This window comes from Methanococcoides sp. LMO-2 (assembly GCF_038432375.1).
GTDB lineage: Archaea > Halobacteriota > Methanosarcinia > Methanosarcinales > Methanosarcinaceae > Methanococcoides > Methanococcoides cohabitans.
Genome location: NZ_JBCAUS010000006.1, coordinates 59,059 through 76,680 on the forward strand (window position 1 = coordinate 59,059; position 17,622 = coordinate 76,680).

Here is a 17,622-nt window from a genome sequence, read left to right on the forward strand (position 1 = left end):
TTGGGAAAATACAGATGTTCGGTCTGTAACTGGACATATGATGAAGAAGCAGAAGGGCAGGATTTTGATTCCCTGCCCGATAGCTATACCTGTCCTGTCTGTGGTGCACCAAAATCTGCATTTGTTCAGGAAGGCGGCGTAAAGGAAGAAAAGGGTGTTGAAACCACTGTTGCGGACAAGATAGTCGAACAGCTGGAAGCTTTTGGTGTAAGATACGTCTATGGCATACCAGGAGACTCGAACCTACCGCTTATCGATGCCATACGAAGAAGCGATAAGATACGTTTCATCCTCACGAGGCATGAGGAAACAGCTGCCTTTATGGCCTCAGCACATGGGAAGATGACCTCCGAACTGGGAGTCTGCATTTCCATTGCAGGCCCGGGATGTACCAACCTGATCACCGGACTCATGGATGCTGCAACCGACAGGAGCAGCGTGCTTGCCTTTGCGGGCCAGGTTCCGGAAGTATACCTTGGGAGCGAAGCATTTCAGGAGATCGACCAGATAGAACTGTTCAAGCCATTCACCGAGTTCTCAGAAACCATTGCCAGAGACAATCAGGCATTGAAGCTGCTCACCATGGCAGTAAAGTATGCATACAGGAAACCGGGTGTTTCGGTCCTCAGCACCCCCACGGACATCCTTGCCGAAAAGCTTGGAGAAAAAGTATATTCTCCTGAGAAGAGACTTTTCATTAACAAGACCTCTCCAAAAGAAGAGGATGTACAAAGAGCAGCGGAACTTATCAACGGTTGCGAAAAGGTGACACTCTTCGCAGGCTGGGGTTCCCGCCACAGCAGAGATCTGCTGCTGGAGATGTCACAAAAGCTGAAAGCACCAATTGCGACAACATCAAGGGCCAAGGGAGTAATCCACGAGACTGAGCGCTTCAGCGTAGGGGTCCTGGGCTCCATAGGATCAAAGCATGCGGCACAGGCCATCAAAAATTCGGACCTAATATTCATAATCGGTTCCGGATTCCGACAGGCCAACCTTGTACCTGCCGGAGTGAAGATCGTCCAGACAGATATCGATCCCACAAAGATAGGAAAGACCTTCGACGTGGATGTTGGCATTGTCGGCGATGCGGATCTTGTACTCAAGGCACTGTTGCCTCTGTTAGATGAAAAGGATGCGGACCGAGAATTCCTTGAACACATTGACCAGATGAAAGCAAGCCATCGTGAGGAACTCGAATACGAAGCCAATGACCTGTCCATCCCGATAAATCCCGGATATGTAGTGCAGGCCATCAAACGTCATGCAGACAAGGATGCAATCATCTGCGTTGATGTGGGCGACCATACCTATTGGTTCTACAAGAAGTTCGTCTGTGAAGGACAGAGAACGTTCATGTCAGCGAACATCGCCAGTATGGGTTTCGCACTTCCTGCATCCCTTTCAGCAAAGCTGGACTATCCTGACAAACAGGTCATCTGTGTGACAGGGGACGGTGGATTTGGGATGCTCATGGGAGATTTCACAACAGCTGTCAGGGAAGGACTTGGCATCAATGTCATCGTCTTTAACGACGGCAAGCTCAAGAACATCAAGAAAGAACAGTTAAGGGACAACTATCCCGAATACGGAGTCAGTTTCCCTAACCCTGATTTCGCAGAATTTGCACGATCTACCGGAGGGGAAGGCTTCAGGATAGAAGACCCGACACAACTGGACGAAGCATTAGAAAAAGCATTCAATTCAGAAAAAGCAGCACTCATTGACGTGGTCGTTGACCCCGACAAGACAGCTGCCAGTACAAAGAGGGTGGATTAAGGAGTTACCTCCACACCCTTCCAGAATGCAACATACCCTGTGATCTCTTTTGCAGCCGGTTTTGGTTCCGGATAATACCAGGCTGCATCTTTATTTACTTCATCACCCACAACGATGTCATAGTAATATCCCAGACCCTTCCATGGGCAGGTCGAACGTGTTTCCGATTCGCGCAGGTATTCCCTCTGCACCGAGTCAGGTGGGAAGTAAAGATTCCCTTCCACCTCTTTTACTGCATCGCTTTCTGCAAGTATGACTCCATTCCATTTTGCTACTGCCATTTTATATCCACTCCTGAATAACTGGTAAAAAGAAGTTGTAAAGCATCGTTTATGTGGATTGTGGTCAGATGAAAAGTAGTAAAAACAATATGATCCCGAAACTGTAAAGGACAGAGAAGATCATTCGATCTCGAAGATGTGAACACCCATATCCTCAAGAATCTGGCCTAATTTGAACAGCGGCAGACCTACAACATTGAAGAAATCGCCCATGATACTTTCCACAAGTATGGCACCTTTCCCCTGTATTGCAAAGGCACCGGCCTTATCCATCGGTTCCCCTGACCTGACATAAGATGCGATCTCCTCCACGGACATCTTTTTCATTTTTACATCAGTAATCTCGGAAACCGTTACCTCTGTTTCCAGATCAATATTCAGAACTGTCATGCCTGTGATCGCCTGTACGATCTTCCCGCTGACGCTATCAAGCATCTCTTTTGCTTTTTCAGGCGAGTGTGGTTTTCCAAGTACCTGACCTTCACAGAGGACAACGGTATCAGCAGAGATGATGATACCTGAATCATATTTCCCGACAACATCTCTTGCCTTAAAAAGAGAATGATGGAGGACCAATTCTGTTGCATCCAACCCGGACTGTGGAGCTTCATCGTATGAACTCACACAAATCTCAAAGTTATCCCCGATAAGCTGCCTTAAAAGCTCCTTCCTGCGCGGGGAAGCCGATGCAAGAACTATCCTGCACATTCTGATCATACACCCTTGAAATAATGTCCTCTTGAGAACTTCGTACCCCTTCTGGGACGGAGTTCAGCAGGCTTGCCGTCAAGTAGTCTCCGGTATGCTGAAGTGATCTCTTTCACATCCCTCTTCCCATAAAGGGACAGGTCGAGACGCATAACATCCACACCAGACATTTTCAGATGGTCCATCTTATCGCTCATGTCCAGCACTTTGGAATCATAGATCAGCGTCCTTTCATCCGCACGCTTTACAGGATACTCCACGCCTTTTGAGTCCACCATGAGCACTTCACTGCCATCAGTAGCTATTTCCTGCTCAAGCAGAGGTTTTAGCAGATCATGCTCGGTGATGAGCATCAGTTCCCTTCCATGAACAACTATCTCCAGCTGGTTCTCACTACCACGGCAGGAAATATCATTGCATACATCAGTGATCTCATCAAGGTTCAGTTCGGAAGACATGGTCACACGGAAAGCTCCGGCTTTGTAGAACTCATCCGCCGTGTAGGAATTAAAAGTGTTGAACTCCTTTTGTACCACGAACGGAATTCCCAGCTGTTTAGCCACTTCAACCTGCCCCAGAGTGTAGCATGCTATGCGGAAACCGGCGTCCTTTACATTCCCTAACAGAGGCAAAAGCTGCACAAGCTCAGCTTCATGACTTATGCGCGGGAGCAGGAGAACTATCTCAGCACTTTTCCTTGCAGCCTCCAGTTTCTCTGCATTCTGCTCCGATGTCAGTTCATGGAACTTCCTTACAGGCACATAGACGCAATCAGCACCCATTTCCACAGCATCGAACAGAGCACCGGAGTTCTTTACTTCCACACTGAGAACAGGAGTTCGCACTATGCTTCCGCATCCGGAATCGCCGCAGAAGTGCGAGATGTCTGATAATTGAGGATGCTTTTCATCCTTCCTGTATTTTCCAAGAACCTTCTCAAGCAGCCTTTCAGCAGCCGCCCTTCTTGCACCAGTGAGCACTCCGATAGGAATGAAGATGTTGCCTGTGACCTTCACGTCCACTGTTGATGCTGTAAATGAAGTATCACCCAATTTCTCCATTGCAGATATGATCTGCTCTTCAGAAGTAGGGGCTTTTTTAGCTTCCTGAACCTCAAAATCATCGACGACATCTACGCGGATCTCACCTGAGCTCATGCTGACCTTTAAATTTTGACCCACCTCAGCAATCACTTCAATATCCACAGGAAGACCCTGTTCCTTTGTCCTCTGGAGGGTTTCCAGAAGTCTCTGGTCTGTTGTAAGATAGACCTCATTGCCTCTGGCGACCGCCTTACCGGTCTTTGAACTGATCTCAAGGATGACCTTGTCACCTTTCTTTGCTGTCTTTATCTCGTTGCCATCCTTATCCAGAAGTTTGTTGATGGCAGAGCCCAGCACACCGACCTTTGTGTGGATGCCCACACCATCCTTCACCTGTATGTCTTCTTTCAGGGTGATAGTAAGGCTGGTAGTATACCTGTAAGTGGAAATATCCCTGATTTTCCCAAGAAAAACACCATAACTTGAACTGTATTTGGAATGGACTACATCCCTCTCACCAAGGACGAAGCCCTTTGTGAAACCACGATAGAACAGCTTTGCAAGGTCAGTTTCAAGCTCCATGACCTTAACCTCATCAAGCTTTTCTTTTTTGCAGATCGCTTCTACTGCACGCTTGTAGACACTTGCACTTTCTGTAACGTACTCAGGTTTCTTCATCCTTCCTTCGATCTTCAGGCTTCGAAGACCGGTGCCAACGATCTCGTTAAGTTCCGAAAGGGTGCACAGTTCAGCACAGCTTATCGGGAACCTGCCCATGCCCTTGACATTTACCTTTCGACCGTTCACAACAAACTCATATGGTCTCCTGCATGGTTGTGCACATGCACCACGGTTTGCACTCCTGTCACTCATGAAACTGCTGAAAAGGCATTTCCCGGAATATGAATAGCAAAGTGCCCCATGTACGAAGATCTCGATCTCAGTATCAGAATGATCCACTATATCAGTGATCTCACGCACCGTCAGCTCCCTTGAAACGATGACACGGACAGCGCCTTCGTTGGCAACAAAGTCAACTCCTTCCATGCTGTGGACCGTCATCTGAGTACTTGCATGCAGTGCCAGGTCAGGATAGGTCTCATGAAGGATACGGAGAAGTCCCATGTCCTGCAGGATGATGGCATCAATTCCGAAAGAATATGCCTTATCAACCACATCCAGCGCATGCTGGAGCTCCTTCTGTTTGATCGGTATGTTCAAAGCCAGAAATGCTTTGACCCCATGGGAATGCAGCATGTCAATTGCATCCTCAAGATCATCCATTGAGAAGTTCTTCGCACCTTTTCTTGCATTAAGATCCGTCACACCGAAATAAACTGCATCTGCACCTCCTTTAATGGCACCTGTCAATGCATCTATATCTCCTGCCGGGGCAAGTACCTCGGGTGGAACTTCGCAGACCTTTTTTTCATTTTTCAATATCATCAGATCACATTCTTGTGGGAAGGATACAGCTATCGAGCGAGCGGCTCCCCCTTATCAGGCCACCTTCTGTTCAGATGTCCTCAAGTAATTCCTTTGCACTCTCGTGCATGCGGACCGAATCATCCGTACGGCCCATATTAGCAAGCAGTGAAGCCAGGTTGTCAAGGGCCCTGGCAGCATGCATCTTATAACTGGCCTTATCAGGATCGCCCTTAATAAGCCCTGCGTATATCTCAAGTGAGGATTCATAGATACTCTTTGCATCCTCGTAGCGACCCAGGTCAGCAAGCAGCTTTGCAAGATTGTTCAATGTAACTGCAGCACCGTCCTCATATACAGGTTCTTCAGGAAAACGGTCTAAAAGGTCCATGTACCCTTTAAGGGATTCCTCGAACATTGTCTTTGCATCTGCAAAATCTCCTTCCTTTGCAAGTATGGTAGCAAGGTTGTTCTTAATGGAAGCGATCCCGAACTCATGCAACAGAGGAGATTCCCCGGCCCTGATCAGTTCGTCCCTGATCGCCAGAGACATATTGTAATTTTGACGTGCATCTTCCGACCTGCCTGCATTCATCAGGAACCTGCCCTTATCATCATGAAGCTTTGCTATCTTTGTACGGTATGAAAGATCCCTGGGGACCATATGAGCGAGCTTTTCATACATTGAGATGAGGACATTGTAATCCGCTTCCTTGTCAGATTCCAGAGAATCGATCACGAGCAGTTTTTCCATATTGGACAGTATGTTCCTGAACATATCCTGATAGACAATGTTACCGGGTTCCTCTCCAAGAAGCTTAAGTATCACTATCAGGGAGGTCTCATAGATAGAACGTGCATCATTAAGCAGACCTTCATCAACACGTCGGGATGCCAGTTTGATCAGACCGTGGAAGAGATCAGAGAACTTGTCTGAGAAGGATGAATCATAGGTTGCAGCTCTTGGGAGCATCTCAACCATTTCATAGATGCGGTCCTTTGCCAGGTCATATTCACCGGTGAACATCAGTGCATTAACAAGCCTCTCAAGCAATTTAAGTGACTGCTCCTGTAAGATGCTGTTCGATGGATCGTCCTCCATTGCACCTGAGCAACCATCATATGCGTGTTCAAGGTTCTCCCTCGCTTCATGCATCAGACCCATATCATAGATAAGATTGGCCAGATTGGTCTGGACGGTCAGCGCCTTCGCAGTGTTCTCCATATTCACAGGGTCAAGGACCACAAGTTTTCCGGAAAGCCTGAGAGCTTTTTCGAACATCTCTTTTGCCCTTTCATTGCAACCATCGGATGCCAGTATGGTGGCCAGGTCATTTGCCACAGAGGCAGCATTAGAACAGTAGCCATCGTTCTCAGGTTCTTTGTCAAGGAGCCGGTCATAAGAACTGACAGCTTCCTCAAAGAAGGGGATCGCTTTAAGGTTATCACCCTGCTCTGTGAGAAGGGATCCGGTCTTGCTCATGACAAGGGCCTTGTGTTCCATGAACGAAGGATCGGAATTTGCGATGCACTCAAGCATTCCTGATGCTTCCGCATACATGTCAATGGCTTCATCTATCCTGCCATTTGACTCCATTATACCTCCGATAGCCTGCAATACGTTGACAAGCAATTCCGGAGATCCTGCATCTCTTGCATCTGCTTCTGCATCCATCAAACACCCAAGGGCCTCCTCCTGCTGACCATCGTAAAGGAGGGACATACCCTTGTTGAAATTTCGAAGTGCCATATCATTTGATCTTCTGGACATTATCGTAAACCTGTTTTTGTACCTTTATCCCCACCCGGACATCCTGCCAGTGCAATAATGACGGGACATAGAGTAAGACGATCGATATTCACATAAAGTGAAATAAGAAAGTATGATCTTTTCGCTTTCTTCTGCCTACATTCTAGGCTTCTTATTGTTATAATTCTTTGCCTGGAAGGAACTTATATTTATAAGGTACATTCCATTATTATAAAGGTTGAACATGGAGCTAAAAAAGATATTAAGTCAGGTAAAGAACAACGAAACTGACCTTGGAGAGGCAGAGAACCAGATAAGGTCAATGGGTTATGTGCAAATATCGGATATTGCCAGACTCGACACTTTCCGCAAGAACAGGACAGGCATAATGGAAGCCATACTTGCAGAAGGAAAGGAAGCAGAGGACATTATTGAGATCGCAAAAGCACAAATAAAAGCTACAGGAAGAGTGCTCATTACACGTCTTGACGGGAAAAAATCTGCCGTTTTGGAAAGTTCTTTCGGAAATGATAATATCGAATTCAGCAAAAATTCAATAACCGCTGTTGTTCACGATGGCACCCCTGTCCCAAGAACCGGAGGAAAGGTTGCCATAATTTCAGCAGGTACCGCAGACATACCGGTGGCCGAGGAAGCCAGAATGACAGCTTCAGAGATGGGATGTGAGACACTTACTATTTACGACGTGGGGGTAGCCGGATTCCACAGGCTTATCTCACAACTACAGAATATAGAGGACTACAAACCGGATGTCATTGTTGTCGCTGCAGGAAGGGAAGGTACACTGCCCACTGTGGTGTCCGGCCTTGTTGACGCACCGGTAATAGGATTGCCAGTGTCCATCGGATACGGTGCAGGTGCAAAAGGAGAAGCTGCACTGTTATCCATGCTCCAGTCATGTTCGGTCCTCTCAGTGGTGAACATCGATGCCGGATTCGTTGCCGGAGCATTTGCTGCAAGAATTGCAAATAAAGTTGCAGAGGCACGTAATACTAATGCCGGAAAAGGTTGCTGATCAAATGAGAGCACTTATATTCGAGCCATTCTCAGGCGCATCCGGGGACATGTTCCTGGGAACAATGGTGGGACTTGGGGTGGACAGCTCCGAACTTAGGGAGATCATCGAGTCTGTTGTTGAGGTTACTGTTTCAGTTGGAAAAGCAAATAAATGCGGCATCCAGGCCACTGATGTGCACATCCTCACTGAAAAAGATCAGAACAGCAGGACATATCAGGATGTTATCGATGCCGTCATGGAAGCACAACTTCCTACGGAGGTCAGGGAAAGTGCTCTTGGGATCTTCAGGCTCATCGGAGAAGCAGAGTCAAAGGTACACGGGAAGAAACTCGAAGAGCTTCATTTCCACGAGGTTGGTCAGGATGATGCGATTGCAGATGTGATCGGTGCCTGTTATGCGATACACAAGATGAAAGTTGGTGCCATATTCTGCACTCCTGTGAATGTAGGAGGATGCACCGTAAAAGCTGCACACGGGAGATTTCCGGTCCCTGCCCCAGCCACTCTGGAGATACTAAATCAAAGCGGTCTGGACATCTACAGCTCCGGAGACAGGGAACTGCTAACACCCACCGGTGCAGCGATACTTGCATATTTTGCAGAACCTGTGGACAGGCTGCCCATGGGAAAGATACATGAGACCGGATATGGTGCAGGAGATGCAGATACTGACATGCCAAACGTCCTGCGTGCAATGCTCATGGATGTTGAAGGAGAGCTATCCCGCGATACTATAGAAGTCCTTGAAACGAACGTTGATGATGTGACAGGAGAAGTGCTGGGAAGCCTGTTCGACAAACTCATGGAAGTCGGAGCAAAGGATGTTGCCATAACACCCACCACTATGAAAAAAGGCCGAAGTGGCCACATAATACAGGTAATAGCAAGACCCGAGGATAGTACACGTATTGCAGGCGAACTTATGCGCCAGACAGGCACTCTGGGAGTACGCGTGATCCCAACAAAGCACCGATTCATCGCTGACCGCAGGATCGGAAAAATAACTATCGTCATTGCAGAACAGGAATATGAGGTTTCTGTGAAGATCGCGCAGGACAAAAGCGGTGAGATACTTCACATCTCTGCAGAGTACGAGGACTGTCGTCAGATAAGTGACGTTAGTGAATTGCCTTTGAAAGAGGTCATGAGGCGCGCAGAGGAGCGCGCCTGGAAGATCTTCAGAGGATTTTGAGTGAAAATACGTTTTTGGGAAATTGTACCCAAAAGATGGACTATTTGTGCGGCGTGTCCGACCCAGGAAGGAATCATGCCTTTAGATCCTTTTTTTAAAAGCAGGAAGAAATGAAAGAATCGAATTCCATCAAGACAAAACGACTTGTTTTAGACAAAAAAAGCATCATAAGGATTTATGTGTGAAGAAATGCCTCAGTAAAGAGAGATATAACTCTTTATCAAAAATATAAGGAAATAACTTATTTTTTAATTTCTTTTCATAATTAAATTTTAAATAATGATTATGTGTTGTTATTCAAGAAAGCGTCCTTTGAGCACGATATAATAGCCATTGATCAAAAAATGGATAATCTACAAAAAATAAATTTATTTTTTTTGATTAGAAATTAAATTACTCATATAAATAAACATATTAAATGAGTTTTATAGGTAGCTGTTTTAAGCAATTTTCCTGCATAAAATAAAAAGAATATTGAAGATATTGTTATCAACTGTCTGAAGAAATAAAATGAAAGGAAGCCTACTCCTTGCGTTTCTTTAAACAACAATGTATATTAACTATTAATTCTCAATTGTAGAAAACTTTATATCTAGACAAATTAAGTCCAGTTTTTTTGTTTATAAAATAATTAATAAATAAAATCGAAGATTTATTCAAAAAGCCAATCCATATATAAATAAAACAGTAAACTTTATATTCTAGAATATTAGTGTCTGTTTGCCTACTGCAACAGGAGCAAAGGGCAAACAAAGGAGTCAAAAACTATTTTCAAAATATAAAGGAGAAACATCTATGGTAAAAAAGATAGAAGTTAGAGTTGTATCAGCTTCACCTCTGCCACATGCATTGCATGGTTTCAGGTTGAGCGACGGAACAGTTGAAGAGACTACCGCACATCCTGTTATTGAAAGCTCCGCTCGTAGAGCAGCTGAGTGATAGTTGTCACTTATTTCCAGGCACTGATATTTCTTCAGGATATATCTTTGCCACAACTTACCTTCAAAAACGATCGGCTTTCAATAAAGCCTAAAACAAGATAAAAAATGTCGTCCGTGAGGAACTTACTTCCTCACGACCTCTTTTGCCAGTTTTAAATATTCAGTACATTCATCCATTCTTACTGCAGCAGTACGAATGTTTTCCGCGACTTCCTTAAAGCCAGCGGCTTCCAGCCTGACGATCCAGTCATTGAAGCTCTTGCTATGGCTGTCGTTGTGCTCTATCCAGTGCTCCAGAAGATGTTCCAGTTTTCCTTCGTCCAGTTCTTCTACCATTTAACTACCTCCACTTAAGTAATTATCAAACTTCCCTTGGATCAGTGATCTCGCCGGTAAGTGCGGACGCTGCAGCTGTTGCAGGGGACGCCAGGTAGATCTGTCCACCGGTACCCATCCTGCCCCTGAAATTACGGTTTGCTGTAGAGATGCATACTTCCCCTTCTCCGATGACACCCATATGTCCACCAAGACATGGACCGCATCCGGGGGTTGCAAGGGTCGCACCTGCCTCCAGCAATGTTTCTGCAATGCCGTTGCGGATAGCTTCGATCATTATTGAGCGTGATGCAGGGATGACGATGGTCCTTACTGCCACTTTCTCGCCTTTAAGGAAATCAGCAGCAACCTCGAGATCCTCGAGCCTTCCGTTGGTACATGTTCCGATGAAGACCTGATCCACCTTTGTACCGGCCACTTCAGGGACATCACATACATTGTCAACCTGATGAGGGCGGGCAACCTGAGGTTCAAGGTTTGCTCCGTCGATCTCGTACTCAGCACAGTATTCAGCATCTTCGTCAGCATATACAGGCTCGTAATCTTCGACTGCCCTGCCCTTAAGGAATTCGAATGTCTTCTTGTCAGGCGGTACGATACCAGCCTTGCCGCCCATCTCGATGGCCATGTTAGAAAGGGTCATCCTGCCAGACATTGAAAGGTCTGTAATTGTGTCACCGTAGAACTCCGCTGCTTTGTAAGTAGCACCAGCAGCACCTACTGTACCAATGACCTTGAGAGTAACATCCTTGGCAAGTACATTTTTACCCAATTTCCCACTGGCTGTCACTTTGATGGTCTCTGGAACCTTGAACCAGAGCTTTCCTGAAGCAAAGATCTCGGACATGTCAGTTGCCCCAACACCGGTACCGAATGCTCCGAAAGCGCCGTATGTACATGAATGGGAATCAGCACCGACCACAAGTTTACCAGGCATTGCAAAACCGTTCTCAGGAAGAACCTGATGGCAGATACCTTCACCCACATCAAAGAAATTGGGGATTCCCTGCTCTGCGATCCACTCCCTGATGTCGTGATGTAAATCAGCAGTTGTCTCCGTGTTGGCCGGAGTTAGATGATCGAATGGGATCACAATACGTTTTGGGTCCCAGACCTTATCAAGACCCATCTTCTTGAATGATCTTACTGCAAGCACACTGGTGCCGTCATGGGCCATGGCATAATCCACGTTAGCCATCGTAAACTCATTTGCTTTTACTTCTTTTCCGCTTGCCCTGCTAAATATTTTCTCGCTTATGGTACTCAAAAGACTAACTCCTGTATCACTTGCTTACTGAATACTACAGTAACCAGATAGATATGTGTATCTGTCCGAAAGATCCGAAACGGATAAAGAGAAGCGGCAAGGAATAAAAAAGCAGTTGTAAGAAAGAGGATTCAGAGATACCTTGATACCGATAAATGGAACAGATCAATGTAAAAAAGAAAAGAATTAAGAATAAATGAAAGAGGGATTATGAAAGGGCTTTAAGTCTTTCAATGTTCTCCAGCATCATCCTGTTCTCAGAGATCACCTTCTGCTCGATGGTGTCAATAATCTCATCCATTGGAACAGTGAGAGTATAAACTTTTATTGGCCTGCCTTTGCCCTGTTTTTTCTTTACTTCCTCCACCTCAACCCAGTTGTTCTTCTGGAGATAGTTCATGGCAATACTGACCTCTGGCTGCCTCAGTCGCGACATCATCTCCACTTCACGTGAGGTTACCTGTTCAGAGCCCAGCAAGCAGGCAAGTGTCTTTGCCACAGGTTTTGAAACATTAAGTTTCTGAAGCAACAGAACCATTTCATTATCTTCGTCATCCATATAGAAGTCTCTATTATTCATACGTCCACCATTATAGTATGTATTTTATAAAGGAGATAATATCTATTCATTTATAAATTTTATGTTTTATTTATTATATTATCCCGGTGAGGTTACACAGCCAGATGCGCCAGATCTCAAGCTCCAGATCTCGCTTCTGCATACGCCAGATCTCGCTTCTGGAGCGCGGTTCGAGATGTTGCGCTTCGCTCAACATCTCAAATACAGTTTTTGCTGCTGTTGCTATATGAAGAAAAACAGGAAAATTATGGCCGGATGAATTCATAAATACAGTGTGTAAATTGGAAAGAGGAGAAATTGATAGCTAATACTACAGATATTAGCAATTAGAAAATAAGTAGTTAAAGATAGTAAATTTAGAAAAGATAGATTGGTGGGCCCGCTGAGGTTCGAACTCAGGACCTCACGGTTATCAGCCGTGCGCTCCACCTGGCTAAGCTACGGGCCCAATGCGTCTCTTGCACGATGTTGTTCATCGTACGAGCTACACAATACACATCCTAGTATATAATGGTTTTGTTTCGCAGCAACCTCATTTTGTAAATATCGAAGGTGTGCTGGAAAATGATAGAATAATCCAGCGATAGGTTTATTTCCGATAATGGTAAGTATGTTCTAAACATTGGGCCGGTAGATCAGGGGAAGATCGCTACCTTGGCATGGTAGAGGCCTCGGGTTCAATTCCCGACCGGTCCACCAATTTCTTTGATACGTTTTATTGATGTTATTTTGAATTTTTGTTATGTGATGTATAACTAGATCTACATACACAACAAGATGCGATCAAACAATTCCCTTAATTATGTTCTATACGATATACGCGTAAATATATCACATGAATAATCATTAAGGATTTTGGAAATGTATATATAAGATTGCTGCGTATTTATATACAATATTTGCATGGAAATGCAAACGATCAAGCTATCACCAACGTCCAATACGTTTTTTGCAATTCCATAACGCTGATTTTTAGCCTAACATATGGACTACTGGGAAATATTCGGGGGTAAAGAATAATGACCAAGCTAACTACGGGAAAGATCTCCATCGAAGATCTGGAAAACGTTCAGATCAACATTAGCAACATTGTGGGAGCTATCGAAAAGGAAATAGAAGAAAAAGGTGAAGGAGGACCAACACCAAAACCCGGAATAGAAGAGTTGAGGGACTGGGACTTCAAACTGCTCGATCGGTACGAACCTGTGTACACACCGACATCCGACCAATGCAGTTACTGTACGTTCGGTCCATGTGATCTGACAGGTAACAAAGAGGGAGCTTGTGGCATCAATCTGGAAGGACAGACTTCGCGAGAGTTCCTGCTTAGCACGATAATTGGAGCTGCAGCCCACTCAGCGCATGGACGTCACCTCCTCCATTATTTGATAGAAAAATTCGGCAGGGACCATCCCATAGAGGTTGGACCATCCAACATCAAAGCACCTAACACCCAGACCGTCACCGGGCACAAACCAGAGACGATCGGGGATCTTGAAGAGGTACTGCAGTATGTAGAAGAACAACTGACCCAACTTATGGCAACCATCCACATGGGCCAGGAAGGCGAATCTATCGATTTCGAGTCAAAAGCCCTGCATGCAGGGATGCTCGACCACGTGGGTATGGAAGTATCTGATATCGCACAGATCTCATGCCTGGAATTCCCAAAAAGCGATCCTGAAACACCTCTCGCAGAGATAGGGATGGGGTGTATCGATTCCACAAAACCTGTACTTATCGTCATCGGGCATAACATGGCAGGTGTTTCTAATATAATCGATTACATGGAAGAGCATGACCTTCTTGATGAAATAGAACTTGGAGGACTGTGCTGTACAGCCCTTGATATGACCCGCTATAAGACAGAGGGCGGAAATGCTCCAAAGGCAAAGATAGTCAGTACACTTGCCAAACAGCTGAAGATGATACGTTCAGGTGTCCCGGATGCCATTGTTGTTGATGAGCAGTGCGTGCGTGCTGATGTCCTCAGAGAGGCACAGAAGCTCATGATACCTGTGATCACCACCAATGCGAAAATAATGTACGGCCTTCCAAACAGGTCAAATGACAATGTGGATGACATCCTTGATGACCTGACCAGTGGAAAGGAGCCAGGTGCCCTCATGCTTGACTTTGACAAGCTTGGAGAACTGGCACCACGCCTTGTCCAAAAGATGGCAGTCATACGCGACGAAAAAGGCATAAGGGGACTCCCGACCGAAGAGGAGTTCAAAGAACTTACGTCGAGATGTGTTCACTGTCTGGCATGTGAACTTGCCTGCCCGATCAACCTGCCCATAAGCGATGCAATGACCGCTGCAGAGAATGGAGACCTGAACCCATTTGAGGCACTCCGCGACAAATGTATAGGATGTGGTAGATGCGATCATTCATGCCCGAAGGACATTCCTGTACTGAATGTAATAGAGAAGGCGGCACAGAAGGTCATACGGGAAGAGATAGGAAAGGTAAGGGTAGGAAGAGGTCAGATCAGTGACCCCGAGATCCGGGAAGAGGGTGTCAACCTTGTACTTGGAACTACACCTGGCATTATTGCAATAGTAGGATGCTCGAACTATCCGGACGGGACCAAGGATGTGTACGATATAGCAGATGAGATGCTTAAGAGGAATTACATTGTTCTGGTCTCAGGATGTTCGGGAATGGATGTTGGTATGTACAAGGATGAGGAAGGTCAGACACTCTATGAGAAGTATCCGGCAAAGTTCCTCAAAGGCAATCTGATCAACATGGGTTCCTGTGTGTCCAACTCCCATATCACGGCAACTGCGATCAAAGTTGCAGCAATATTTGCACAGAGGGACATCACCGGCAACTACGAAGAAATCGCAGACTACATTCTGAACCGTGTGGGTGCGGTCGGAATTGCCTGGGGCGCCTATTCGCAGAAAGCCCTGTCTATAGGAACAGGATGCAACAGACTGGGAATACCTGTAGTGCTCGGACCCCACGGCTCGAAGTTCCGCAGGGCGATAATCGGAAAACCATATGATAAGGACAAATGGAAGGTATACGATGCACGTAATGGCGAAGTGATGCCAATACCACCTGCACCTGAATACCTTATCACCACGGCGGAGACCATTGAAGAACTGATGCCAATGCTTGCCAAGAGCTGCATACGTCCGAGTGACAACAATATGGGAAGGATGATCAAGCTCACCCATTACATTGAGCTCAGCCAGAAATATCTTGGAATAATGCCCGATGACTGGCACACTTTTGTCAGGACTGAGACAGACCTGCCTCTTGCAAAGCGCGAGGAACTTCTCAATATACTTGAGAAGGAACATGGATGGGAGATTGACTGGGACAAGAAGAAGATCCTCTCAGGACCGTCCATGAAACTTGATGTTTCAGCCCAGCCGACCAATCTGAAAAGACTTTGTAAGGAAGCATGATATCCGGCCTGGTATCTTTGGTCCAGTCACAGAGAATATCCAGTGAACCACAAACTCGGGTCCAAAGGACTTAGAGCCAAAACGGCCAACTGTAGTTGCAAAAATGATTCAAAAGCAAAGGGAACACTTCCAGGAGCGAGGTACCAATAAACTATAGTATATAATAAAAAAATGGGCATTTCATCCGAATGTTTTGCCCATTTTTAAGTTACTTTATTTGAGAAGTTTCAGTGCATCCCTGCATGCAGCTACTGCAGGAGCTCCGGATGTTATGGAGATCACTTCCAGCGTTTCCATAATCTCTTCTTTGGTGGCACCATTTTGAAGAGCACTCTTCATTTGAACCACAGTACACCTTTCACATTGTTTAGATGCAACGACGGCAAGTGCCATTAGGATCTTGTATTTTGCAGGCAAGGCACCATCTGATAGGATCTTCTGGTTGCAACGATTATATTTCCTTAGGAAATGTGGATCCAGCTCTCCAAGGGTCTCAAGAATATGAGGTGTGAAACCCAGTTTATCACTCATGCTATCCAGCAATTCTTCATGTTCAAGTTCTTCGTGTTCAGACATTATATACCCCCATAAATTATTACATAAAAACTCGGTTTGAATGTTATTTATTTTTTTCTACAGATGAGGAAAACTTGTCGAAAAGTTTCATCATTTCAATCATCCCCACCATTCAACATAACTATTGATCAAGAATCCCACATACACCGGACAATGCACCCGAGCAGCCCATAATTGTTCTTTTTAAAATCATTTAAACCTGCCAAGATCTTTTAGTCATCTCTGTCCTGGGAAGTATACGAAATCAGAAAATGCAAAGTGCCAATAAAAACAGGAAATAACTTTATAGAAATTGCATCTTAATATTATTGGAGGTACCTGATGAAACGTCGGACGACAGCAATATCCTTTGTACTTTTTGTTTCTGCAATAATAGTCTTCATACTTTTACAGGAAAAGGATATGCCATTAAGGATGGTCGACAGGGCAACAGGACTATTTGCTTATCTGTTCATCTTTTTAGCAATACTATCTTCTGAATACATGATGCAGATGATGAAAATTTTTGGAACAGGATTTATCACCATACACCATCTTCTCGCCAGAACAGGGATTTCCCTCATGGTCATACATCCCATTGCATTCGCATTTGAAGAAAAAAGTATCTCAGTATTTTTACCGGTATTATATCCACTAAAGGATTTTCTGGAACTTGCAGGCAGACCGGCATTTTACCTTATATTAATAGCAGTAGCAGCGGCCGTATACAGGAAGCATATTATCAAAAAATGGAAGAACTTCCATTATTTGAACTACCTTGCTTTCATAATGATCTTCATACACGCATGGTTAATTGGAACAGATCTTCAATATACAATAATGAAAATACTCTGGATATCCATGGCGCTGATAGTTTTCGGAGTTTTTGTTCATAAACATCTGATCAACTCAAGATCATAAATCGAAAGAGGTTTTACTTCCTTTATCAGAAAACAGTTTCTTAAAAGGCAATTCAAGTTGAAACCTCTTCATTGAGGATTATTACCCCACCTGATATTAATCCAACATCTACAGACATCCATATATTTACTCCATATATTCACTGGACCTTCAAAAGCTATTGAAAGTTGCCCTTTTTACTGGTTGCTACTCCACCTATAGACCCACCATTTTTGTTACTGATTTGTAGGTAGAGCAACACTACAAAAGATCATTTCTTTTGCCTGCGGTTCAAACCATACATCTGCACCTTCTTCATCTTCGCAAGATTGACAGCACGGTCCATTTCCTTCTTCTCAAGGCGCCTTGCATCGATGTAACCATTGTCGATCGCCTCACAG

At 45.0% G+C, this 17,622-nt stretch carries 14 protein-coding genes and 2 tRNA genes; 7 read left to right on the forward strand and 9 right to left on the reverse strand.

Annotated features, from left to right (window positions below):
* Positions 1-1,779: a thiamine pyrophosphate-dependent enzyme gene (locus WOA13_RS07935; protein ID WP_342127384.1), complete on the forward strand. Its 1,779-nt coding sequence runs from the start codon at positions 1-3 to the stop codon at positions 1,777-1,779.
* On the opposite strand, the gene WOA13_RS07940 is transcribed toward WOA13_RS07935, so the two are convergent.
* The 4 genes from WOA13_RS07940 to WOA13_RS07955 all read right to left on the reverse strand — a co-directional run bounded on the left by WOA13_RS07940 (position 1,776) and on the right by WOA13_RS07955 (position 6,986).
* Positions 1,776-2,060, reverse strand: a complete 285-nt coding sequence (locus WOA13_RS07940; protein WP_342127385.1) for a DUF427 domain-containing protein — start codon at positions 2,058-2,060, stop codon at positions 1,776-1,778. The genes WOA13_RS07935 and WOA13_RS07940 overlap by 4 nt on opposite strands.
* A 120-nt stretch (positions 2,061-2,180) precedes the next feature.
* On the reverse strand, positions 2,181-2,768 hold the full coding sequence (locus tag WOA13_RS07945) for a Maf family nucleotide pyrophosphatase (protein WP_342127386.1): 588 nt from the start codon (positions 2,766-2,768) through the stop codon (positions 2,181-2,183).
* A 5-nt stretch (positions 2,769-2,773) separates the two neighbouring features.
* Positions 2,774-5,257, reverse strand: coding sequence for a U32 family peptidase (locus tag WOA13_RS07950; RefSeq protein WP_342127387.1), 2,484 nt, complete (start codon positions 5,255-5,257; stop codon positions 2,774-2,776).
* Between the two features lie 70 nt (positions 5,258-5,327).
* Entirely contained in the window at positions 5,328-6,986 is a 1,659-nt protein-coding gene (locus tag WOA13_RS07955) for a tetratricopeptide repeat protein (RefSeq protein WP_342127388.1), read from the reverse strand.
* A gap of 244 nt (positions 6,987-7,230) precedes the next feature.
* Between WOA13_RS07955 and larB the strand changes: the two genes are divergently transcribed.
* The 3 genes from larB (at position 7,231) to WOA13_RS07970 (ending at position 10,156) form a co-directional block, all read left to right on the forward strand.
* Positions 7,231-8,022, forward strand: a complete 792-nt coding sequence (gene larB / locus WOA13_RS07960) for a nickel pincer cofactor biosynthesis protein LarB (RefSeq protein WP_342127389.1) — start codon at positions 7,231-7,233, stop codon at positions 8,020-8,022.
* Positions 8,023-8,026: 4 nt separating this feature from the next.
* Positions 8,027-9,217: a nickel pincer cofactor biosynthesis protein LarC gene (gene larC, locus WOA13_RS07965; protein WP_342127741.1), complete on the forward strand. Its 1,191-nt coding sequence runs from the start codon at positions 8,027-8,029 to the stop codon at positions 9,215-9,217.
* 795 nt (positions 9,218-10,012) lie between these two features.
* Positions 10,013-10,156 carry a hypothetical protein gene (locus tag WOA13_RS07970; RefSeq protein WP_342127390.1) on the forward strand — a complete coding sequence of 48 codons (144 nt, stop codon included), beginning with the start codon at positions 10,013-10,015 and terminating at the stop codon, positions 10,154-10,156.
* A gap of 125 nt (positions 10,157-10,281) precedes the next feature.
* On the opposite strand, the gene WOA13_RS07975 is transcribed toward WOA13_RS07970, so the two are convergent.
* From WOA13_RS07975 to WOA13_RS07990, 4 genes are all read right to left on the reverse strand, one after another.
* Positions 10,282-10,494 carry a DUF8180 domain-containing protein gene (locus tag WOA13_RS07975; RefSeq protein ID WP_342127391.1) on the reverse strand — a complete coding sequence of 71 codons (213 nt, stop codon included), beginning with the start codon at positions 10,492-10,494 and terminating at the stop codon, positions 10,282-10,284.
* A 25-nt stretch (positions 10,495-10,519) separates the two neighbouring features.
* Positions 10,520-11,752, reverse strand: a complete 1,233-nt coding sequence (locus WOA13_RS07980; protein ID WP_342127742.1) for a 3-isopropylmalate dehydratase large subunit — start codon at positions 11,750-11,752, stop codon at positions 10,520-10,522.
* 217 nt (positions 11,753-11,969) lie between these two features.
* Positions 11,970-12,341, reverse strand: coding sequence for an MreA family transcriptional regulator (locus WOA13_RS07985; protein WP_048204666.1), 372 nt, complete (start codon positions 12,339-12,341; stop codon positions 11,970-11,972).
* A gap of 371 nt (positions 12,342-12,712) precedes the next feature.
* A tRNA-Ile gene (locus WOA13_RS07990) sits at positions 12,713-12,789 on the reverse strand.
* 176 nt (positions 12,790-12,965) lie between these two features.
* Between WOA13_RS07990 and WOA13_RS07995 the strand changes: the two genes are divergently transcribed.
* Positions 12,966-13,040: transfer RNA gene (locus tag WOA13_RS07995), tRNA-Ala, on the forward strand.
* A gap of 320 nt (positions 13,041-13,360) precedes the next feature.
* Positions 13,361-15,766: a CO dehydrogenase/acetyl-CoA synthase complex subunit alpha gene (gene cdhA, locus WOA13_RS08000; protein WP_342127392.1), complete on the forward strand. Its 2,406-nt coding sequence runs from the start codon at positions 13,361-13,363 to the stop codon at positions 15,764-15,766.
* A gap of 213 nt (positions 15,767-15,979) precedes the next feature.
* On the opposite strand, the gene WOA13_RS08005 is transcribed toward cdhA, so the two are convergent.
* A complete protein-coding gene (locus tag WOA13_RS08005) occupies positions 15,980-16,342 on the reverse strand; it encodes a carboxymuconolactone decarboxylase family protein (protein WP_342127393.1) in 363 nt (120 codons plus the stop codon).
* A 321-nt stretch (positions 16,343-16,663) separates the two neighbouring features.
* Between WOA13_RS08005 and WOA13_RS08010 the strand changes: the two genes are divergently transcribed.
* On the forward strand, positions 16,664-17,242 hold the full coding sequence (locus WOA13_RS08010) for a ferric reductase (RefSeq protein ID WP_342127394.1): 579 nt from the start codon (positions 16,664-16,666) through the stop codon (positions 17,240-17,242).
* Positions 17,243-17,622 lie beyond the last annotated feature (380 nt).